The organism is Paenibacillus eucommiae (assembly GCF_017874215.1).
GTDB lineage: Bacteria > Bacillota > Bacilli > Paenibacillales > NBRC-103111 > Paenibacillus_AI > Paenibacillus_AI eucommiae.
Map to the genome: position 1 here is coordinate 523,951 of NZ_JAGGLB010000002.1, position 21,551 is coordinate 545,501.

A 21,551-nucleotide genomic window follows, 5' to 3' on the forward strand; every position below is an offset into this window, starting at 1 on the left:
AGCCTGATACCCAAATCGGGAGCGAACCACACAAAAAAGGATTTTGTTCTTTCTAATGCCGAAGCTGGCTGAAATACTCAGAGGGGTTAACACCGTATTTTCTTTTGAATTGTTCTGAAAAATGACCGGCCTTGCCAAAACCTGCTGCATAAGCGGCCTCAGTAATCTTCATGCTGCCTTCCTCCAACAGGTCGAAGGCAACTTCCAGCCTCCGGCTGATCACATAAGCATGAACTGGCAAGCCAAACAGCAGTTTAAACCCTTTTTTTAGTTTGAATTCGTTCAGATATGCAAGTTTGGCAAGTTCACTCAGACTGGGTGGGGAGATCAGATCGGCATCCAGTATGTCCTTGGCCCGTTGAAGATTCGCGATGTCCGTTCTGGACAGACCAAGCAACGGTGAGGGGGAGTTCTTTTCCAAAATAGCTTCATTTAGATATACGGCAAATAGTTCCAATACTTTCCCTTCCAAATAAATATGCTTGATATCACCCTCGTAATGGCAATGAATGATATCATGAACAATACGTTTCATACTAGATGTCATTTGTCCGCTATTAAACAGTCCTGAATTTCCCGATAATGCGGCCGACATTTTGTGTAAAGGGAGATGCTGGAGAGCGCCAATAGATTTCATGTGATTAAGTTTTAAGGTTAAACCTTGAAAGTGTCTATCGACGTCATACTGACACCGATTGCTAGTTTGAAGGACGCCGTAAGCAGAGACCTCCCCTGGATCGAGTCCAAATTCACCCTTTCTTCCCTCAGCGCTCCAACGGATGCTGTCTCCCAGACAAAATCCGAGGTTTATATTATGTTCCCCTTCCTTGCTGCTCATGGTCATTTTTTTATGAAAACGTACGTCGCAAATTACTATATCTATAGAAGAATAAGTTCGAATACGTTGCCAGTACCCCTCACCCATTTCCTTTGGCACCTTCACTACCTGCTCAGAGGAGCAAGCACGATACATTTCATTTAGATTGCCTGTCAGCGCACATTTTCTATTTACTGCATTCTCAATTTCACAATAACGCTCAGTACTATTCATACAATCAGCCCCGTTTCGCTAGTTGGGTCATCAGCAAATTTCCTTATTGTTCGTCTCTCCCTCACCAATTGCGAGATCGTGGCTGTCCGCTCAGGGCCAACACGTACCACTTGTTCTTCTGTCATATGGTTCAATCCTTTCATTTTGAGAAAAGTAAGTTCAAAGCGCACGTTAATGAATATGTAATTCTAAGGAATATAACTTCATCATACATAGATAATGATAATCATTATCACTTTATAAATCAACGAAAATTTGCACAGTGAACAACAGCCCACGACTTCACGTTTGTCGTAAAGTTGGGGGCTGCTGCTTCTACTTCTTATTTTAGCGCGGCGGCGGCTTCGCAAAAGATGCACCACAGCATGACACTGATCTCCTGCCTGCTCACTATTATTGATCAAATCGTTCAAAACCTTCTCATCGAACTCCTTGATCCAGCGCTCTGCTTCTTCTTGTTTTCCCAGAATATCGCCCATTAGGGTTATATCCTTCACAGGATCATAGTAAGGCTCAATGACAAAGGTAGGCGCAACCTTAGCAAAAGCCTCATAACCACCTCTTCTAATTAATTCTCAGTGCAGCTTCATGTCGAGCGAATTCCTTCAAAAACCTGGGTTACCAACTGCCTCACATAATTACTGTCAAGCAAATCACCCGTAACTAACAAGCGGTAGAAAATCGGTCCATAAATGAGATCTGTGCATAATCCGATATCGAGATTCTTCCTCAACTCTCCGCGCCGAATCCCCTGATCCATAATACCATAAACCTCCAGCCGGCGAGGCTGTATATATCGGGTCCGATATGCTTCCGCCAATGCAGAATCAACCTGCCCTTCGCCTATGATCTCAAGAAAAAGTGAGCCCTCACGGCTTGTCATAAACAGGGCCATATTCGAAGCATGTTCCAAAGTATCCTGGAATACCGAACCTGTATCCGGCACAGGCAGTCTGGCAGACGCAGCGGATAGAAAACCGTCCATCACCACTGCAGCCTTGTTAGGCCACCATTTATAGATCGTAGCTTTGCTGACCTTGGCACGATCAGCTATTTTTTCTACTGTAACCGCTCCAAAGCCAATTTCCAACAATAAATCATAGGAAGAGGAAAGGATCGAGTTTTGCGTTTCAATGTTGCGCGGACGCCCTCTTTTTCCCTGCATATGAATCCCCCTTGGTATCTATTCCGTGTCCATCAATAAACAAATCTATACGTTCAGTATACAAAAAATAAAAATTTAAATAAAGAACTATTTACAAAACGATACGTTCAGTATATTATTTAATTTATAATTACAAAACTAAACGTTCAGTATTCAAAGGAGGATTATGATGCGAAAAGAACAACCCAATCAAGCCAGAAGTATATCAAGTTGGATGATGGTTCTGTTGGCAGCCGCGTGCGGGCTTATCGTCGCTAATCTTTATTACGCTCAAACTCTGGTAGGACCTATTTGCGATGCAATTGGCCTTACTTCTACTGCAGCAGGCTTAATTGTTACTGTGACTCAAATCGGCTACGTTGTCGGGCTGCTGTTCATCGTACCGCTAAGTGACGTCATTGAAAATCGGCGGCTCACGGTTTTCATGCTTTTAGTTGCAATTGCCGCACTGCTAACTGCCGCATTCGCACCTAATGCGTCGTTGTTTTTGATCGCATCACTTTTTATTGGAATTGGATCTGTAGTAGCTCAAATTCTGGTGCCCTTCGCCGCATATTTAGCATCTGAAGTTCAGCGCGGCCGCGTGGTCGGTAATGTGATGAGCGGCCTCTTACTGGGAATCATGTTTGCCCGGCCGTTGGCAAGCTTCATAACCAGTCTTTGGGGCTGGAGAGCCATATTTATTTTATCTGCGATTGTGATCTCTCTATTGACTGCTCTGCTATCGTATGTTCTTCCGGAGCGCAAGCCGACTCCTATGGTACGCTATGGAAAACTAATTCTCTCTTTAGGCGCTATATTACAACAAACACCTGCATTGCGACGCCGCGCATTATATCAAGCTTGTTTATTTGGAGCCTTCAGCCTATTTTGGACAGTCGTACCTATACATTTGGCTGATAATTTTGGAATGTCTCAGAGAGGCATTGCATGGTTTGCGCTAGTTGGGGTGGGTGGTGCGATTGCTGCGCCGATTGCCGGAAGATTAGCGGATAAAGGTTGGGGTAAATGGTTAACGGGGCTTGCCATCATCGTAGCCGCCTTGTCTTTTTTGCTCATCCATCTGTTCCAAAGCTATTCAACCCTTGCTCTGATTCTTCTCTTTGTATCCGCATTTACACTCGACATGGCCGTATCGGGAAATCTTGTAATTAGTCAACGTGCGATTTATTCGTTGGGAAGTGAAGCGAGGGGACGCCTAAACGGATTATTCATGTCTATTTTCTTTGCAGGCGGAGCCATTGGATCCTTTCTGGGCGGTTGGTCTTACACCCATGGGGGCTGGAAGCTCACATCTCTCATTGGAACGATCTTGCCGCTCTTAGCTTTGGTTTATTTTTTCACTGAGAAAAGAATGACCAGGGTAGGTACTGATTCGAAAATGCAAGGAAGCTAAGCTCGTTCCGTCTGCATGGACTGAGCCCCGGGGTACGTTGCCCCCTTATCAAGCTCCACCAAAACAACAAAAAACCACTTCAGATGAAGTGGTTTTTTTGTTGTTTTGGTGGAGCCTAGAAAGATGTATGAATCTTGATTGTAGGCTAACGAAGCTTTGTCGAGGAGGACTTTTAGCGGTCGATTCAGACGCCGTGCTCCTACATTGAGGTCTTTCTTCGTAGTCGATTCCTTCATTCCATCCGCGCGGGCGAACCCCTGACCTCATCGCTGCAAGCGATGCGCTCTCCCACAGATGGTCATTAGCACACCCGTAAACATAAATTGGAAAATGACTTATTAACTCAACTTTCACAGCCTGAAATCGGCAGATAAGCCTTGATGTAGCTGGGCAAAGCGGGAATCCATTGCTGGAGCTGACGCTGAATAAGGGCGGAAAGCTTCTTACCGGCTTTCGAAGCGACTTCCTGGATCAACTCGAGTAGTTGTTGCAAAGCGATCGTCCAATCAAGTGTGCCCACTTCGTCGCATAGCAAATAAAACAACCCGCCAAACGAGCGTGTGCAAGCGTAACCGAGTTTCTTCCTGAATCCCGCGTCACGTAAGTATTTCAACACTTTCAATTCTTGAAGTGCCGGTTTGATTTCGTTTGGTAGTTGATCGAGAGATTGCTTTTGATCTATCATAGAGAAGACACCTCTTCTGTGTGGTAGTGATTGGTCGCACTTTCACTTTACCAAACGAAGAGGTGTTGTTCTATTTTCATCAAGCTCACTAACAAACGACCTTCAAACCTATGGCTACATCAGTTGCTTCGCCGATTCTGGCTCTGCGAAAGTTAAGTTGATGAGCTATAAAGTTTCCAGAGCTTGCGATCGCGCCTCGTTGATCTTTTCAACCCCAATGTTTCAGTTTTGAGGTTTTCCCGATGCCAGGGTTGAAGCTGTTGGTGGGATCGCCTTTTTTATAATGGTTGACGAGTGCGGGGGCGGCCTTATAGAGATGGCCGACATTATGCTCCGCCGGATAGACCGCACCGCGTGCGTCTAGAAGCGCCAGCATTCGTTCCTTCAAGGCGTGGGCGTCGACTCCCTTTTTCAGGATGTAGTCCTGATGCAGGACATGGCAAAAGAAATGTCCGTAGTATAGCTTATGTTCAATCTGACTTAAGATTTCCTCAGGCAACTTTTCGAACCAATCGATGTCGTTGCGCCGCAAGGCAATGTCAAGTGCCAAAATATCATCGAATTTATCCTGATGCACTTCCTGAAAGCGAATGGCAGCCCCAGCCGCCACAAAGCGATGCAAGAATGCAGCGGCACCTTCTTCTGGTGTACATACGAAGAAATCGCCCTCAGCTTCTTTAAAGTACTCCGCCAAATAGGCTTCAGCCTCTTCACTTCCTGAGCCTGACATCTTCAACAAAAGATGGTGTTCATATTTATCGCGGTATTCTTCCATTCTTTTGGGCAGATGGTTAGGGAACAAATAGCTGAGTTTCTGCAAAATTCGATCTGGAAGATAAGGCTTGAAAATTTTCATTTTGTTGAAAATCCGCTCCGTATTCGCTTTTAAGGCGAATAAATGAGGTAAAAAATCAGTGCCCAGTTTCTGGATGACGATGAATGAATCTTTACCGTATTTTTTGGCAATATCGTAGATTTCACGGTGCATGTATTCACCAGCAACAGGGAGATTATCGAACTCCGCTAATATTTTTCTTCGAATGGATTGAAGCACATTTGGCGTATTGGTTCCAATGTAGAAAACCTTCTGATTCTGTTCCTTCAGGAATGTGTCGAGCCGCACTGAAAACACCGCAACCTTACCGGAAGAACCTGAAGCTTCATAGAGCTGATCAGGGTTGGCATTGTATCTCGCCGGACTGTCTGCGTCAACGTCTCGTACACGTGTTTGATAAGTATGATCATGCCCATGCTTTGGCGATTCCGGGATCGCATTCGGATCAAAGTTACCCGAATCCAGATTAGCCAGGATTTGCTCCGGCGTATCGCCTAAGTCGATACCGAGATGATTCACCAGTTGCAGTTCGCCGTTCTCATCAATACGGGCAAAAAGCGACATTTCGGTATAGGCCGGACCGCGTTTGACAAGTGAGCCGCCCGAGCTATTGCATATTCCGCCGATGACCGACGCACCGAGACAAGACGAGCCGATGACAGAATGGGGCTCTCGCCCAAGTGGTTTTAACGCATTTTCAAGGGCATAGAGTGTCGTGCCGGGAAAGGATAAAACTTGTCTGCCTTGGTTGATCAGATGGAAATCTTTCATTCGTGTAACGGAGATAATAACGACCTCGCGATCATAACCGTCCGAAGGCGTGGAGCCCTCTGTTAAACTTGTATTTGACGCCTGCATAAGGATGATAATGTCAAATTTGACCGCCACCTTCAGAACTTGCCAGAGTTCGGTCAGATTTTTAGGCTTGACAACAGCCAAGGCATCGCCTTGACCCGAGCGATAGCCCTTGCGATAACGCAATGTTTTCGAAGGATGGGTTATGATATATTTACGCTCTAAAATCTCTTCAAGTGCTGTGATAAATGGTTTTTTCATATGTCCTCCCAAATACGAATGAAACTGCTTATCTTATTTAGTACTCCTGATTCTATCTCATTTCTATATTTACATGAAGCGCAAGCCTTGTCAAAAAGTATTTATCATGAAATCCATAGGATTCCATGCTCGCCGTTATTTGCAGGGCACAATTTGAACAAGCCATTAAAAATCGAAGCTCAAGTCAGATACGTGAGAGCCGACGGCACAATATTGTGGATATTAATAATCAGAAAACACTGATTGTTCATGTGGCATGGAGATGATTCGACATACAGGATCGGGCACCATCCGATATATAGACAGACAAGACTAAAGGATATTATAAACCTAAACAAAAAGGCCAAGAGCACTACAATGGGCGAACAAACCTTACTCTTAAAGAGGCGGCTAATCATTTTCGCATAAGCACCGCCACGATAAATGCTCTAATAAAAGAAAATGGCATGCCGCATTATAGAATACGCAGCCAGTACTCTAATGTCCTCGAGGAAGCTGAAACTTTTCTTTGGCGCGAGACGGCAAAAGAGTACGCAATCACCGGCAATGTCTAGTTGAAGCATATTTTAGAGAGACTTGATTAGAAGAGAGGAATAGGAAAGCGGAAATATCACCCAAAAATTTCTTAGTGTTACCAAACGTGTGACCACGCCCTCAAATCATCCCTATCTAAGCATAACAAAAACCCGCCAAACACCCGGAAATCCTTGTGTTTAGCGGGCTCTTTAAGTATGGAGCCTAGGGGGATCGAACCCCTGACCTCATCGCTGCCAGCGATGCGCTCTCCCAGCTGAGCTAAGGCCCCATGTTGTTGTTCAATGCTTATCTCTCAAGCGAACTTTTTTATTATACAACCCTCCGCAAATTTTTGCAAGCAAAAAAATCCGAAATGTTATTATGCTTTAAAAACGTCACCTTAAAGACATAACTCAGGATAATTTTAAGCAGAATACGTGTACTCAAGCCGAAATGAAGAAAGTTCAATTCTACCATGCTTTTGTCATAATTTCATTATATTGGTTGACTTTTTATATAACGATTACTAATATATGGTGAAGAGAGATCAACTGCTGAAAGGGGAGAACTATTTGATCCAACCTCCAAAGAGACATATCGCAGAAGTCACTGAGGACGAGCCTTATCCACTAATGAAGGTGTATCTATGGGCGTTGTCGTTTCTCAGACCTTATCTTCATCTCTTTTTCTACCTCGTAATGACAACGGTTTTGATATCAACGGCTGAATTACTCATACCCAAGTTTATCCAGCTTTTTATTGACAAAATCATTCCGAACAAGAATCTCCACTTATTCTATCAACTTATTACAGGCTTAATCGGTGTGTTTATCCTAGTGCTCGCAGCTGTCATGCTGCAAAACCTCATTCGGCGGCATCTCCAGGAAAAATCGGCCAGGGATGTACAGCACTCTATCTTTCAACATTTACGCTAAGCTAGGGTTTGCTTATTATGAGCAGCATCCGGTGGGGCAAACGCTTTCCTTTCTAAACACTGAAGTTGGAGCCTTGCAAAGCTTGTACAGGCAGCACCTTCCCTGGCTGATTCAAGACCTTGTTTTTTCAATCATTTCCGTTACCCTTATGGTCTCAGCAAGTCCACAGCTATCCATTATTGTTGTACCTTGCTTTTTGCTGTATTACATATTCGGTCCCACCTTGGAGCGCAAGGCTTCCATTAGCGGTAAAGAAATGGCTGACCAACGGGTAGCTGCTAACCAGAAGGTATATGAGAGCGCATCCGCAATCACAGAGTTACGTGCTTTTTCGGCGACTTTATGGGATTTATAACGTTATTTACAGAAGATTAGCACTTTAAATGCCAGCTTGATTAAGACCTATTGGTACGCTTATTTACGGGGAACCAACCGCAGAATGACTTACCAGATTGGCGGCATAGCCATATTTATTTATGGCTATTACTTGCTTCAGCAAAACCAGCTTTCTGTGGGAGCATTCGTTTCATTCCTAATGTATTATTTTACAGCTATGCATTGTTTGACTGTTGTTGTCACTAATATTACGGAACAGAAGGTGCTTATGTTTCAAGTGGAGCGGCTCTATCGCTTTATACGACTGCAGCCGCAGGTTGAAGAAGCGAATATGCCCGAACATCTGGATAAGGTAATAGGAGAGATTGTTTTTCACAATGTTTCCTTCGCTTATACCGCTGAGCTGCCCGTGCTGCATAACTTCAATTTGGCTATTTCTCCAGGCGAAAGGGTCGGGATCGTTGGAAAAAGCGGCAACGGGAAATCCACCACGTTGAAGCTGATTGGTCGTTTCTATGATGCCGATCAGGGATACATTTCGATTGATGGAATCCCCATCCATGAATTGTCCCTTTCCTCACTTCGTACGTCCTTGGGGTATGTTTTTCAGGAAACTTATATTTTCGGATCCTCAGTTAAAGATAATATCCGCTTCGGGAAACCCGACGCCAGTGATGACGAAGTCGTTGAAGCTGCTAAATCAGCTTATGCACATGAATTTATCTCGGAGCTGCCAGAGGGCTACGATACGCTTGTAGGAGAACGTGGTGTGAAGCTATCTGGCGGACAGAAACAACGAATTGCTATAGCGCGAATGCTGATCTATAACCCTGCGATTGTGCTGCTTGATGAGGCGACTTCTGCGCTGGATAACACGAGCGAGGCTGAGGTGCAGAAGGCTTTTGAGACGCTGCTTAAAGGAAGAACCGTTGTTGCTGTGGCCCATCGCTTATCTACGATCAAACAATTCGATCGAATTGTCTTCATAGAAGATGGCGGGATCGAAGAGATGGGGACTTACGACGAGCTGTTAGAACGAGATGGCATTTTAAAACGATTATCCACTGGCGTCAATGACCAGCTTAAGGAGGCAGCTAATGGATAACCTTAGATGGATGTGGTCGCATGCACGAAGGATTAAAGGCTTATTAAGCCTTGGAATGGTACTCATGGCGCTTGAAGCGCTATCCAATTTAGCATCTATCGGGTTTCAGCAGACGATGATTGATGATGTGTTAATGGGTGGCCAGTCAGAACGGTTCTGGCCGATCTTGGGCGCCATCGGTGCGGCTTATCTGGTGTACTCACTGTTGTTCACATTCGGCCCTCATGTGATTCATCTGGCCATTGCCAAGTTAAGCTATTCTATGGGCCGCCAAGTGATGGATCACTTGCATCACCTCCCCACCCATACGATTCAGAAAGAAAGAACGGCTGATTATGTGTACCGTTTGACGAATGATTTGCAGACTTGCGCAGAAACGGGCGCCAGTGACCCGCCTCGTCTGATTCAGCAGCTGGTAACTGCTGGAGTCATTGTCTTCGTTATGGCTAAAGCCAGTCCTTATATGTTAATCATCATGCTCACTTTTATTGGACTCTACATTGTGATGGGCAAACGTTTCGGGCCTGCACGCAAGCAAATCTCATCGGAAGTAAGTCGAAATCGTTCCTCCTTGCTTGTTCATCTTGAAGAAGGTGTTTCTTCTACACGTGAAGTTATTGCTTTTAATCGGGAGGAATGGGAAGCAGGCATTTACCGTAATAAATTCGCTGCTCTCTTCGACAGTGTTATGGCGGAAGGCAAATTGATGAATAAACAAGTGCTTCTGAGCGATCCATTGAAATGGGGAGCCCATTTGTTTGTTCTATTCTTCGGAGGCCTTCTTGTTATGAACGATCAATTATCACTGGGTATGTTTGTCATTGCCGTACAATTCACTAGCAGGATGATGGAGTCCTTTAACAGCTTGTATCAGTTTGCTATGGATCTCGCAGGTAAGGTAGCATCTATGGAACGAATTACGACCGTTTTAAGGGGGAATACCATCAAAGAAGGAACTAAAATAGTACAAGATCCCGTGCATTCTATTCAGTTTCATTCGGTATCCTTCAGCTACGGCTCCCAAAAGGTGTTATCAGAAATTTCTTTTACTATAGGCAAGGGTCAAAAAATTGCTTTTGTGGGTTCAAGTGGCAGCGGCAAATCGACCATCTCTAACTTGCTGGCGCGTTACTTTGAGCCCTCTGGTGGGGAGATTTTTGTAAATGGTATTCCGATAAGTGACTTGATGCGCTCCGATTGGATGAGCAAGATTACCATCGTATTCCAGGAGCCCTATTTGTTCCCTGATTCGATTCGAACCAATCTATTGCTGGGACGAACAGATATCACCGAAGAACGAATGATCGAAGTATGCCAAGCTATGCTGATCCATGAGTTTATATCCGGGCTGCCAAATGGTTATGAGACGACTATCGGGGAGCGCGGTGTAACTTTGTCTGGGGGGCAAAGGCAGCGGCTCACCTTGGCCCGCGCTGTATTGAGAGACACTGAAGTGCTGATTCTCGATGAAGCCACCTCCTCTCTCGATATGGAAACCGAAAGGCAAGTGCAAGCGAATCTTGATCTACTTCGCAAGGATCGCATCACGATCATTATCGCTCATCGATTATCCACGATACGCAACTCAGATCATATCTTTGTGGTTAACTACGGCAGTATTATGGAGTCAGGTACACACGAGGATTTACTACTTTTAGATTCTGTCTATCGAGCGCTAGTAAGTAAGGAGCGAAATGAGGAGCAGATGATCTCCTGATCCCACCGAATCCCCTGCCCCCTTTCCCCGCGGGGTTAAAGAAAGCAAATCAATCGCCTTGCCCTATTGATTTGGGGCAAGGCGATTTTATATGAACTTTTATGGCTCAACACCACAATCAGTGCTTGACAAATGAATGGGTAGCTAAAACTGGAAAAACATCTGCCAATCCTGTACGGTTGAAAGCCCTACCCAACAACAAAAGAGGAATGGACTATGAAGAATCCGTATATCACAACGACGGAAGATATCTTCCAGATACGGAAAGGACCTGTCTCTAACGGTCACCGCTGACCTTTAGAGGCTGATTTTTACCTATTCACGATTCTACCGGACATCCGCGACCTTTAGAAGGCGGTTTTCCCCACAATCGCCCCTTTTTCAGCCTGTAAGGGACATCCGTGACTAAACTTGACCCACAACGCTTCCAGAAAAATGGGATTTCATATTAGCTCCATATGAGCGTTGTTCAAGAGCGGAAAATATACTATTTTACCAATATATGATGAAATTTGATCTCTCCTCGTAGAGCCCCAGCTCTATTTTCTGTAAAAGAGCCGCTTTCATGTCGGGGGTCCGCGGCAAGCCATAGCTGTTTTTAGTAATTTTGTTCGTTCCCAGTGCTTTTAAAAGGGAAAAATTATTATTATTGGGCTCATTTGGATATTTTTATTTATATAAAATCAACTTAATTTCCAATATTTGATGTTTCCATAAAATTGGAAGCATAGTGGGGCAAGTTTAGACATCCGTGACCGTTACAATCTCATTTCGCTGCATTTCCGCTTCTAACGGACTGCGGTGACCATTAGCGCACGTGTTATCCTCGCCGTGCCGCTATAAAGCTGGCATTTTGGTAGAATTTAACCGCCATCGTATGTTAGCTTTGACTGTCAAGCACTGATTATTAGGTTGAGCCACTTTTAAATTTCGCAATTATTCCGCTGTTACTCCCCAAAAAACTGTTGACGAAAAGCCCATCGCTTTCTATAGTTAAATATATGGTTCCGCTTTCTAATTAATAATCAATATATTGAACTAAAGAAGGGGTGGCCTAGATGTCCCGGAAATTATCCAGTGTTTTTTACAAGCTGTTCTTCTCCTATACGATTCTGCTCATAGTTACAACGTTGATCATCGGCACGACTTCCTACTTGTATTTCACCACTAATTTCAATCGGGAGATTGAACGTATCCACAGCCGAATGCTGGCGCAAACGAATGAATTGATGCACATCAGTATTTTTCAAAAGGCAGAGAAAATTTACGCGGAGCTGATTATGAATCCGGCTTATCAGCCTGCGATCCAGTTATTCGATGCCCCTTTGGAAAGCAATTACAGCACGATTAATGAGGTGTATAAGCAGTTGAAGGATATTTCTTTGTCAGATCAGGATTTATTAGATTATATCTCTATCTATTACAAAGAAAACAATATGCTAATTTCCTCCAAGCATGGCGTGAGCTTCTTTAACGATACTTCCGGGCGTGCTGCAGCGGATAAAGATTGGATTGTCCGGATGGATCAAGCCCGTCAATCCACACTATGGATTGAAACCAGGAACGCAATTGAGAACGCTTCCAGCTACAATGTGAGTGAAAGCATCTTTTCTTATGTCCGGGCCTTCCCTGTCAATGTGAGAACGGAAAGCGCCAAAGGATACATAGCGGTTCATATGAAGGAAAAAGCCATCTTCGAGATGATCCGTTCCAAGGAACCATCAGACCGGGGCAGTAATCTGGTCATCGATGGTGAGGGCCATTTCATAGCTGCTGCTGACAGTAAACTAGCCGAAATCGTGCTTTCAGATTCACATATTATGGCCTCCCTAACTGGAGATGTCCCCGAACAAGGTGACTTCATAGGCTCCATTGATGGCATAAAATCCATGATTTCCTATACGACCATTCCCGCTAATGGCTGGAAGCTTGTTTTTACAACACCGATAGAATCATTCTATCAAACATCCTCCATTGTGCAGCGCACCTTAATCGTGATCTGTTTGGTTGCCATCATCATTGGGATGATTATTTCCAATGTGTTCACATTGAATTTGTACAATCCGCTGCGCAGGCTGCTAAATTCAGTACGCCAAGTGTTCGGCCCTTCTGTGGCTGCCCAGGAAGGTCATGCTAATGAGTATGCTTTTATCAACTCAACCTTGAATCACGCCTCGGCGAAAATGCTGGAGCTTGAGACCGCGGTCAAAGCCAACGTCCCTCTAATCAAGCATAATTTGGCGATAAGCCTGCTGAGCGGGACACTGAGTACAGAGACTGAGCTGCGCGAACGGCTGGAGCTGCTTCATTTGGCACTCGAAGGCCCTTATTTTTGTTCGATTCTTTTTAGCTTTGAAGAGGAAGTTATGATCAACCTGAAGGTGGAAAATAAACAGATCATTATTTACAATGCCCTACGTTTCCTGGAAAATCTCGAAATTCCAAACGTTCAGCATCTCGCGGCCGCCTTATCTGACCTGGAGGTTGTACTTATCATCAGCAGCAAACAAGAGAGTCTGGACCAGAGCCATGACATCCATCAGTTCATTTCACTGCTAACCTCCTACACTTCCGGGCAATTTGGCTTCTTTCCACAGGCATCCGTCGGGGATTGGGTAAATAATCCGTTAGCCGTCAAGAAGTCGCATGAGCAGTCTCTGGCTTTCCTGCAGTATAGCTATTGGTTTCCAGAGCTTAAAGTTTTTACAGGCACTTTATTTATGGAGCGGGAACTGAGCAGGGCAGAAATGCCCGATGCTTTACTCGAAGCGTTTGCGGATGCCTTAAAAACCAGAAACCGCGAAGCTATCCATCACAGTGTCGATGCTTTCGTCAACCATATCCGCGAGGGCTGCTATTCTTCAGAGCATAGTCATGAAAAATTGCGAGCGCTTATTACGGTACACCGCAAATATGTTTCCGATATGCAGCTTCATACCAGAGATATTGTGAGCGAGCAAGTGCTGGAACATATTAAAAACGTCCACAACCTGGATCAATTCCGCAATTGGCTGCTTGAAATCGTTGATATCGTGATTCAATTTATTGACGATCTGGGCACCAACAAATCAAGTGAAGTCGTAGAAAGAGTAAGGCTATTTGTTAGGGATAACCTGAATCAGGAGACCAGCTTACAGAGCGCCTCCGAACTTGTCAATCTCCATCCCCGTTACCTCAGCCGTTTGTTTAAAGAGGAGACCGGGATCAATTTCATCGATTACATTACGAGCATGCGGATGGAGAAAGCAGTAGATTTACTGCTGGGTACAGAGATCACTATGGAGGAAATCGCCGAGCGCGTCGGGTATAACAGCTCTGCCTATTTTATCAAAAAATTTAGAGAGCAGTACGGGATCCCCCCTAAAACTTACCGTTCCAATCACAACGCCAAGAACCTATAAAAAGCTGAAAACAGTCCGATTCCGGGCTTTTTCCTTTTAATAAGGCTAAAATTCACACCTAGTATCACAGAAACTAGCTTAAATCTTCGTTTAGTTACACCAAGTGCAAACATTCATATTGCCCACAGAAGCAATGGATAGTAATGTTGGCAGCAAGTCATCCATCAACACATGGACAAAGGAGCTTCTGGATAATGAATGAAATGCCACATGCCGTACAATCAAACCGTTTAAATCTGAAAAAAAAGAACAGCTTCAGCGCTTATTGGAAATACAAGTATCTTACCCTGATTTTTTTGCCTGCTATTATCTATTACGTTATTTTTCATTACGTTCCGATTTATGGGGTGCTCATCGCCTTTAAATCCTACAAGTTTAGCCTCGGTATACTCGGCAGTCCCTGGGTTGGATTCCAGCACTTTCGTGATCTGTTCGCCTTTGACAGCTTCTGGCAGGTTTTTCGCAATACTTTTCTTATTAGTATATACAAGTTAATTTTCGGGTTTCCTGCTCCTATTGTCTTTGCCCTTTTGCTTAATGAAATCCGGCTTTCGATATTTAAAAGGCTCGTTCAGACCATCAGCTATTTCCCGCATTTTTTATCCTGGGTTGTGCTTGGAGGACTTGCGGTTCAATTTCTTTCGCCCTCTATCGGTCCGATCAATCTGCTGCTGCAAGCCATCGGTCTGGATCCGATCTACTTTCTTGGGGACTCCAAATGGTTCCGCACCGTCCTCGTAGGTACCGAAGTATGGAAGGGGCTGGGCTGGGGAACGATTGTGTACTTGGCAGCTATCGCTGGCGTAAACCCTGAGCTTCATGAAGCGGCTACTGTAGATGGTGCAAACCGTTTTCACCGCATGCGCTATATTACGCTGCCATCGATGATGCCAGTCATTACAATCATGTTGATTTTCGCCATAGGCGGTATGGTCAATGATGATTTCGATCAAGTGTTCAATCTTTATAATCCTGTCGTTTATGAGGTCGGTGATGTGCTCAGCACTTATACGTACCGTATGGGTCTGATCAATATGGAATACAGCTTTGCTACCGCGGTCGGCCTTTTCAAAAATGTCATTGCCTTTGTGCTCATTCTCAGTGCCAATGCAATTGCCAAGAAAATTAATGACTACGGCTTATGGTAAAAAAATCGCACAGGAGTGAACATGATCATGAAACCTTTTGCTAGGAAGCTCCACACCATCAACACCTTCGATATCGTCAATGCGCTGCTTATGCTGCTCATATGTATCGTAACCCTGTATCCCTTTCTCTATATACTTTCACTGTCGCTCAGCCCCGGGGATATTTCCTTTGCGACCCTGCATATCATACCTCCGAAAATCACAATGGCTAATTTCCACAAGGTGTTAACGAATGATTTTGTGATCAGCGGGTTTGTGAACACGATTATCCGTACTTTCCTTGGTACTGCCTTAAGCTTGATGGCGACCATTTTTGCGGCTTACACGTTATCGAAGAAATATTTTCCGCATCGTTCCTTTTGGACCGCTTTCGTCGTATTTACGATGTTTTTCAGTGGCGGGTTGATTCCGAATTATTTGCTGGTGAAAAGTCTGGGACTGATGAATTCAACATGGGCTTTGATTTTACCGGGACTGATCAGCACCTTCTCCATGATTATTGCCCGTAATTTTTTTATGGCGCTGCCGGAAAGTCTTGAGGAATCTGCGAAAATAGATGGGGCTAACGATCTGCATATTCTTTTTCGGATTATGATCCCTATATCGATGCCGATTATTGCCACCTTGACGCTATGGATCGCTGTAGCCCACTGGAATGCGTGGTTTGACAGCCTGATCTATATTACGGATGCGAGCAAGCAGGTGCTGCAAATCGTCATGCGGAGAATTGTGCTCGAGGGCACACAGCAGATGATGGATTTAAACGCGTTCGATGATAACTCCTTGGCGGTTAATCCAGAAACGATCAAGGCCGCGACGATTCTCGTCACGATCATTCCGATTATTTTATTTTACCCATTCCTGCAAAAATATTTCGTCAAAGGTGTTCTCGTGGGTTCCCTGAAAGGGTAACCGTGCTTAACCGGGCTTAACCTGGTATTACCGGTATCGCGGATGAGCGATCATCCTGGATATAGATGTATACATGAAATAGGAGGTCTTTTTATGAAAAAATTGAAATCCACACGGTTCACCACGGCTATGGCCGCATGCGTTGCCCTCACCATGCTTGCAGCAGGGTGCAGCTCTTCCAAAACCACGACTGACAGCGGAAGCTCCCAAACGCCGCAGTCCACCAGTACCAGCCAGACAGAACCGGCAACGGATAAGACGTATCAAATATCGTGGTCTGTCAATAATCTTCTTCAACCAGTAGATAAGGATGCGGAAATGGTTAGATATTGGAACGATAAATTCAATATCAACTTGGACATTTGGAACATTGAAAGCAATAACTATCAGGAATTAATCAACCTTAAATTTGCGTCGAACGAAATTCCAGACCGGCTGTCCGTAGGCAGCTTTCAAGATTTGCAGAAATATGTGGATCAGGATATTGTAGCCGAAATTCCGCTAGAGATGCTGCAAAAATACGCGCCTAACATTTACGCCAAAACAGAGAAGGAATTGCCAGGAGCTTTCAACTACGCCAAAGTAGACGATAAAATATATGGCATACCTAAGCTGATCCACCAGGCCCGTTTCCGTGAGCCCGTTATTTGGCGCGGTGATTGGCTGAAAAATGTCGGCATCGAGAAAAGTCCTGAAACACTGGAGGAATTCGAGCAGGCACTGTACAAAATCGCCAATGAGGACCCGGATAAAAACAATAAAAAAGATACGTATGGCCTCTCGAAATCAGCGCTGAACATGATCTATGGTGCTTTCGGCTACCTTCCCACACAATGGGCTGAGAAGGATGGCAAGCTTGTGTACGGCGCCGTTCAGCCGGAAATGAAACAAGCTCTGGCACTTCTGAACAAGTGGTTCAAAGATAAAGTGATTGATCCCGAATTCGTTACAGGAGAAAATCAGGGCGGATACTGGGCGCTCTCCCATGCCTTTATCAACGGCCGTATTGGCCTTACAGGGCTTGGCGCTTATTACCACTGGAAACCGCTGCTGTTCGAGGGTGATGGAAACTCGCATGACTACGTGGAGCTCAAAAAAGTAAATGCCGCAGCTGCAGACTCCCTCGTTTACGGCATGCCGCCCAAAGGCACCGATGGCCTAATGGGCACGACCCAAGCCAATTTAATTAACGGAACCTTTATTGCCTTCGGCAAGCAATTGGAAAAAGAACCCGATAAGCTGGCCAAAATCCTGCAGGTCATCGACGGCATCAGCGCAGATTCCTATGAAAACTATTTAACAGCCACTTACGGAATTAAGGGAAAAACATGGGACTTCGACGCCAATCAAATTCCTGTATACCTAAATGGCCTAACCATCACCGAAACTTCCAAAATGGGTGCCGGCAATACGATGGAATCGCTGGAGCTGATCGAATTCGTCGCCAAAAGAAATGAAAAGGTCGAAGGCTGGGCCAAAGAAAACAATTACACAGAAGGCGGGAAAAAGGACAGTTTGCTCGCCCCGCTCCCTTCCGGCAGCAAGTACCTGGTTGAGCTCGATAAAATCAGAGAGCAGGCTTATATCGCTATCATTACCGGTGAGCAGCCCGTTGATTATTTCGATGAGTTTGTGAAAAAGTGGAAAAGCAACGGTGGAGACCAGTTGGAGAAAGAAGCGAATGAATGGTATGCGAATGCTGCGAAGTAAGTAGAAGTAATCAGAAGTGTGTAGATCGGCGTAGATGGGTGCAGATCGGTGCTGATAGAAGGGTGCAGATCGTGCATGCCGATCGATGCTGATCGCAGATTAGCAGATCCAAGCAGATCGGTTCAGATCAGTGAAGATCGGTGAAGATCGGTGTAGATGGGTGTAGATGGGTGTAGATGGGTGCAGATCCGTGCAGATATGGCGTTCTAAAGGGCGTAGATAAGGACTTTCTTAGCAATTTTCAGTACGTCTGCCCACACCTGATGTCCAGTCAATATTACCAAAAGCTGCGTATATTGTTGGGGTAACGACATTTTTTCTGTGAAAGGAGTGGCGAAAATGTCCGAAATTCTTCATCATCGTACAAGAACTGCAGAAATTCTAGTTCTCTTCATTCTTTTGGTAATCATCGCTTGCTCGTTCTGCTGGTAACGTAAATTCAAGCCCCCCACTAGCATCCTTGTGGGGGTACATATGACACCAGCGACAGCCAGCAAAGGTAATTCTCTGGCCGAGGGGATTTCCTAGCGGGAGCAGTCACTGGGGATGAAGATCTGATCGATCTGAGCAGGATCTGCTAGTTTAGCGATGTTTTTCATCGCTAAACTAGGGATTCAAATCCACAACCTTACTTTAACAATAATAAACATCGTTAAAATCCCTTTTAACTACCCAGAGAGACCATTTGTCCTCTTTTAACGATGAAAAACATCATTAAAGTGCCGATTGTCCTGGGAACACTTGATTTAACGATTAAAAACATCGTTAAATCAAGCACAAAGCTAAATAACAAACAGCCTTCCCCTAGTAAGGGAAGGCTGTTCAAATTGTATATTAGTTGGCGATAAATTCTTGCACCCATTCACCTTTATAGTAGGCTACGCCGATTTTTGTAAAGTTAGGGCTCATAATATTTTGACGATGTCCCTCACTGTTCATCCATGCAGTCATAACTTCCTGTGGTGTACGTTGGCCCTTTGCAATATTTTCCCCAGCATAAGAGTAGCTTATTCCATAAGATCTCATCATATCAAACGGCGAACCGTAAGTTGGTGACGTATGATCAAAATAATTGTTATTGTACATATCCTTAGCTTTGTCCAGCGCCATTGCTGCCAAAGCAGGATCGCTTGTCAAAGGATTCAGACCACCATTAGCCCGTTCCTTATTAACTAAATCAACAACCTCACTCGCAAAAGCAGAATCTCCTTGGCTCACTGTCCCTTGATCCGGAGTTGGACTAGGGGCTGGACTTGGATCCGGGCTCGGTGTAGGAGCTGGAGTAGGAACTGTTGGAGTTGCTGGAACTGTTGGAGTTGTTGGAACTGTTGGAGTTGTTGGAACTGTTGGAACTGATCCATTGTCAGTACCAGCATTACCTTCATTACCACTACCATTACCAAATTTAAAACTATCATCAAAACCAGGAATATTTAACTTCATTCCTTGAAAAATCAGATTCGGGTTAGCAAGCTGAGGATTAGCTTTAATCAAAGCATCCAAGCTGACACCCTGCTTCTGTGATATAGTCCATAACGTATCGTTACCCGATACCGTACAAGGCGCCGCATAAGCTGCACTTGCTCCGATAACTGGAGTTAGCACCAGTACACCAGTCATAATCCACTTCGTAAAACGATTCAAAAAAATCCTCTCCTTTTCGCGGCCTGCGAGGTTAGCTGACGGATTCGGGTCAAAGGGCAAGCACCCGGCCACTAAGCGTGGCTTCACCCCAATAACGGGATCCCCCGTGCTTCCTTTAGAAGCTTCGGCCTTTTTTTAATGCTCTATCATTCTACCATGGCTTTTACGAGATTTCATGGTACAAAGTCTTCCAAAAGAGCACACAACGAAAAGAAGAGAGACCTCTTATTCAATAAAAATCAGCTCTCAACTGCAATCATACCGGGTAATAGAATAGAAAAATGGCTAAACTCCGAGAAGCTTAAACTGCGATAAAAATACTTTATTTAGATTATATTACATTAATATACATATCATACGAGAGAGAAACTACATTTGCGTCATTAACCAAAAAAAATCCCCTGGGCTCATTTAAGAGTTCAGGGGATTTCGCATTTTAATCCATCTTTTTCAATTTGAACATTTCACCAATGGCTCCGATACTACCAAGCGTCTCAATGGCGCTAGTAGGAATAAATACTTTATTCGCTGGGCCCTTCGCGACTTCCATCAGTGCTTCGAACGATCTGTAAGCAAGTACGTTCTCGTCGAGGCCTGCAGTTCTCAGCAATTCGATCCGAATTTTCTCAGCTTCAGCAATGGCATGAATCGCCTTCGCTTCCCCTTGTGCTTCCAGCTCCTGTGCTTGTCTCATACCTTCTGCTTGGCGGATACGTGCTTCTTTATCCCCTTCAGCCTTCAGGATTTTACTTTGCTTGTCGCCTTCCGCTCTCAGGATCATATCCTGCTTAGCGGCTTCAGCTTCCAGAACAACAGCCCGTTTCGTACGCTCAGCCTTCATTTGCTTATCCATGGCTTCTTGAATATCTAGCGGTGGCTGAATATCAATGACCTCAACACGCTCGATCCGAACGCCCCATTTTTCTGTAGCTTCATCCAAAGCGATACGAATTTCCGAGGAAATTTTCTCACGGCCTGACAAAGTTTCATCCAACTCAAGCTTACCAATAATTTGCCGCATTGTAGCTGTACTAATATTACGCACCCCATACACATAATCGGAAATCCCATAAGTAGCTTGCTCAGGTCCAACAACCTGATAGAAAATAATCGTATCAATTTGAACTTGAACGTTATCCTTTGTAATAACCGTTTGCGGTGGAACGTTAGCTTGCTGAATCCGCAAATCATGGTAGATCCTGACTTGGTCAATGATCGGAACCAGAATGTTCAGACCAGGTGTTAGCAGCCGGTGAAATTTACCGAGTCTTTCGACAACGCCGACACGCTGCTGCGGAACGATTTTGATCGTTAATGCAATGAATACAACAACAATAACTAAAATTGCGATAGTAATAATAATACCCATTAAATCACTCCTCCCCATTTTTGAACTTCCAATGTAGTGTTACCGCGGCTGACCACAATCACGCTATCATTAATAAACAAATGCTCGTTGGAGAATGCGCTCCATGTTTCATTGCCGACTTTTACCACCCCATACTTGCCTTCAGAAATCTCTTGTACAACAATTCCTTGTTTGCCAACCAGATCGTCAATTGCATCCTTAAAGCCTTCCGCTTTTCGAATACGACGGGTTAGCGGCTTCGAGAATATAGTTAGCAAAAGGGCAGCTATGCAGCCAAAAAGCACCTGCAATAAAAATGAATCCGGAAATATTAACGCGATTGCAAAAGCAATCAAGGCTCCTACGCCAAGCCAAAGCATATAGAATGTTAATGTTAGCATCTCAGCTACAAGTAATACGCAACCTATAATGAGCCAAATCGCCCAGAGTTCCATCGAGCTTCCCCCTTTCCATGCCATGATATCATTTATATACGTATGAGGATACAAAAAGTATTCAAAATCCACTGAAAAGCGATTAAAAACTAATTAAACGTATTTAAACGCATCTAAAACGCTCTAAACACTCTAA

At 44.5% G+C, this 21,551-nt stretch carries 17 protein-coding genes, 1 tRNA gene, 1 pseudogene and 1 riboswitch; of the genes and pseudogenes, 9 read left to right on the top strand and 10 right to left on the bottom strand.

Annotation, left to right across the window (positions count from 1 at the left end):
- Window positions 1–52 precede the first annotated feature (52 nt).
- From J2Z66_RS43745 to J2Z66_RS04800, 4 genes are all read right to left on the bottom strand, one after another.
- Window positions 53–937 carry a helix-turn-helix domain-containing protein gene (locus J2Z66_RS43745; protein WP_209970208.1) on the bottom strand — a complete coding sequence of 295 codons (885 nt, stop codon included), beginning with the start codon at window positions 935–937 and terminating at the stop codon, window positions 53–55.
- Between the two features lie 110 nt (window positions 938–1,047).
- Window positions 1,048–1,176: a hypothetical protein gene (locus J2Z66_RS43330; protein WP_281068789.1), complete on the bottom strand. Its 129-nt coding sequence runs from the start codon at window positions 1,174–1,176 to the stop codon at window positions 1,048–1,050.
- Window positions 1,177–1,257: 81 nt separating this feature from the next.
- Window positions 1,258–1,530: a hypothetical protein gene (locus J2Z66_RS04795; protein ID WP_209970209.1), complete on the bottom strand. Its 273-nt coding sequence runs from the start codon at window positions 1,528–1,530 to the stop codon at window positions 1,258–1,260.
- A gap of 107 nt (window positions 1,531–1,637) precedes the next feature.
- A complete protein-coding gene (locus J2Z66_RS04800; protein ID WP_209970210.1) occupies window positions 1,638–2,216 on the bottom strand; it encodes a TetR/AcrR family transcriptional regulator in 579 nt (192 codons plus the stop codon).
- 166 nt (window positions 2,217–2,382) lie between these two features.
- On the opposite strand from J2Z66_RS04800, the gene J2Z66_RS04805 reads away from it, so the two are divergent.
- Window positions 2,383–3,612 (top strand): MFS transporter, encoded by a 1,230-nt coding sequence (locus tag J2Z66_RS04805; RefSeq protein ID WP_209970211.1) that lies wholly within the window; start codon window positions 2,383–2,385, stop codon window positions 3,610–3,612.
- Window positions 3,613–3,955: 343 nt separating this feature from the next.
- On the opposite strand, the pseudogene J2Z66_RS04810 reads toward J2Z66_RS04805, so the two are convergent.
- The 3 genes and pseudogenes from J2Z66_RS04810 to J2Z66_RS04820 form a co-directional block, all read right to left on the bottom strand.
- Window positions 3,956–4,171: pseudogene (locus tag J2Z66_RS04810) on the bottom strand (IS4 family transposase); the annotation flags it as partial.
- 334 nt (window positions 4,172–4,505) lie between these two features.
- Complete coding sequence (dld, locus tag J2Z66_RS04815) at window positions 4,506–6,188, bottom strand: D-lactate dehydrogenase (protein WP_209970212.1); 1,683 nt, start codon at window positions 6,186–6,188, stop codon at window positions 4,506–4,508.
- Window positions 6,189–6,920: 732 nt separating this feature from the next.
- Window positions 6,921–6,993, bottom strand: a tRNA-Ala gene (locus J2Z66_RS04820).
- 283 nt (window positions 6,994–7,276) lie between these two features.
- Between J2Z66_RS04820 and J2Z66_RS04825 the strand changes: the two genes are divergently transcribed.
- The 8 genes from J2Z66_RS04825 (at window position 7,277) to J2Z66_RS04860 (ending at window position 17,968) form a co-directional block, all read left to right on the top strand.
- The gene (locus J2Z66_RS04825; RefSeq protein WP_209970213.1) at window positions 7,277–7,639 is read left to right on the top strand and encodes a hypothetical protein; all 363 of its coding nucleotides are present in this window, start codon (window positions 7,277–7,279) and stop codon (window positions 7,637–7,639) included.
- Window positions 7,605–7,994: an ABC transporter transmembrane domain-containing protein gene (locus tag J2Z66_RS04830; protein WP_209970214.1), complete on the top strand. Its 390-nt coding sequence runs from the start codon at window positions 7,605–7,607 to the stop codon at window positions 7,992–7,994. The genes J2Z66_RS04825 and J2Z66_RS04830 overlap by 35 nt, the downstream gene beginning before the upstream one ends.
- A gap of 84 nt (window positions 7,995–8,078) precedes the next feature.
- Window positions 8,079–9,080: an ABC transporter ATP-binding protein gene (locus J2Z66_RS04835; protein WP_245375263.1), complete on the top strand. Its 1,002-nt coding sequence runs from the start codon at window positions 8,079–8,081 to the stop codon at window positions 9,078–9,080.
- Window positions 9,073–10,797 carry an ABC transporter ATP-binding protein gene (locus J2Z66_RS04840; protein ID WP_209970215.1) on the top strand — a complete coding sequence of 575 codons (1,725 nt, stop codon included), beginning with the start codon at window positions 9,073–9,075 and terminating at the stop codon, window positions 10,795–10,797. The genes J2Z66_RS04835 and J2Z66_RS04840 overlap by 8 nt, the downstream gene beginning before the upstream one ends.
- Before the next feature lie 1,058 nt (window positions 10,798–11,855).
- Complete coding sequence (locus J2Z66_RS04845) at window positions 11,856–14,198, top strand: helix-turn-helix domain-containing protein (protein WP_209970216.1); 2,343 nt, start codon at window positions 11,856–11,858, stop codon at window positions 14,196–14,198.
- A 194-nt stretch (window positions 14,199–14,392) separates the two neighbouring features.
- Window positions 14,393–15,346, top strand: coding sequence for an ABC transporter permease (locus J2Z66_RS04850; protein ID WP_209970217.1), 954 nt, complete (start codon window positions 14,393–14,395; stop codon window positions 15,344–15,346).
- Between the two features lie 27 nt (window positions 15,347–15,373).
- Window positions 15,374–16,258, top strand: coding sequence for a carbohydrate ABC transporter permease (locus J2Z66_RS04855; RefSeq protein WP_209970218.1), 885 nt, complete (start codon window positions 15,374–15,376; stop codon window positions 16,256–16,258).
- Between the two features lie 93 nt (window positions 16,259–16,351).
- Entirely contained in the window at window positions 16,352–17,968 is a 1,617-nt protein-coding gene (locus tag J2Z66_RS04860) for a type 2 periplasmic-binding domain-containing protein (protein ID WP_209970219.1), read from the top strand.
- Between the two features lie 834 nt (window positions 17,969–18,802).
- Here J2Z66_RS04860 and J2Z66_RS04865 read toward each other — a convergent pair.
- From J2Z66_RS04865 to J2Z66_RS04875, 3 genes are all read right to left on the bottom strand, one after another.
- Entirely contained in the window at window positions 18,803–19,612 is an 810-nt protein-coding gene (locus J2Z66_RS04865) for a CAP domain-containing protein (RefSeq protein ID WP_245375264.1), read from the bottom strand.
- A gap of 5 nt (window positions 19,613–19,617) precedes the next feature.
- Window positions 19,618–19,752: riboswitch (cyclic di-AMP (ydaO/yuaA leader) on the bottom strand.
- Between the two features lie 296 nt (window positions 19,753–20,048).
- A complete protein-coding gene (locus J2Z66_RS04870) occupies window positions 20,049–20,981 on the bottom strand; it encodes an SPFH domain-containing protein (protein WP_209970220.1) in 933 nt (310 codons plus the stop codon).
- Entirely contained in the window at window positions 20,981–21,415 is a 435-nt protein-coding gene (locus J2Z66_RS04875; protein ID WP_209970221.1) for an NfeD family protein, read from the bottom strand. Before J2Z66_RS04875 ends, J2Z66_RS04870 begins: the two co-directional genes overlap by 1 nt.
- Window positions 21,416–21,551: the final 136 nt, after the last annotated feature.

Bases quoted from the DNA above. Each gene is read 5' to 3' on its own strand.
- J2Z66_RS43330 (WP_281068789.1), bottom strand. From the start codon at position 1,176: ATGACAGAAGAACAAGTGGTACGTGTTGGCCCTGAGCGGACAGCCACG.
- J2Z66_RS04795 (WP_209970209.1), bottom strand. From the start codon at position 1,530: ATGGGCGATATTCTGGGAAAACAAGAAGAAGCAGAGCGCTGGATCAAG.
- J2Z66_RS04800 (WP_209970210.1), bottom strand. From the start codon at position 2,216: ATGCAGGGAAAAAGAGGGCGTCCGCGCAACATTGAAACGCAAAACTCG.
- J2Z66_RS04805 (WP_209970211.1), top strand. From the start codon at position 2,383: ATGATGCGAAAAGAACAACCCAATCAAGCCAGAAGTATATCAAGTTGG.
- dld (WP_209970212.1), bottom strand. From the start codon at position 6,188: ATGAAAAAACCATTTATCACAGCACTTGAAGAGATTTTAGAGCGTAAA.
- J2Z66_RS04830 (WP_209970214.1), top strand. From the start codon at position 7,605: ATGTACAGCACTCTATCTTTCAACATTTACGCTAAGCTAGGGTTTGCT.
- J2Z66_RS04835 (WP_245375263.1), top strand. From the start codon at position 8,079: ATGACTTACCAGATTGGCGGCATAGCCATATTTATTTATGGCTATTAC.
- J2Z66_RS04840 (WP_209970215.1), top strand. From the start codon at position 9,073: ATGGATAACCTTAGATGGATGTGGTCGCATGCACGAAGGATTAAAGGC.
- J2Z66_RS04845 (WP_209970216.1), top strand. From the start codon at position 11,856: ATGTCCCGGAAATTATCCAGTGTTTTTTACAAGCTGTTCTTCTCCTAT.
- J2Z66_RS04850 (WP_209970217.1), top strand. From the start codon at position 14,393: ATGAATGAAATGCCACATGCCGTACAATCAAACCGTTTAAATCTGAAA.
- J2Z66_RS04855 (WP_209970218.1), top strand. From the start codon at position 15,374: ATGAAACCTTTTGCTAGGAAGCTCCACACCATCAACACCTTCGATATC.
- J2Z66_RS04860 (WP_209970219.1), top strand. From the start codon at position 16,352: ATGAAAAAATTGAAATCCACACGGTTCACCACGGCTATGGCCGCATGC.
- J2Z66_RS04870 (WP_209970220.1), bottom strand. From the start codon at position 20,981: ATGGGTATTATTATTACTATCGCAATTTTAGTTATTGTTGTTGTATTC.
- J2Z66_RS04875 (WP_209970221.1), bottom strand. From the start codon at position 21,415: ATGGAACTCTGGGCGATTTGGCTCATTATAGGTTGCGTATTACTTGTA.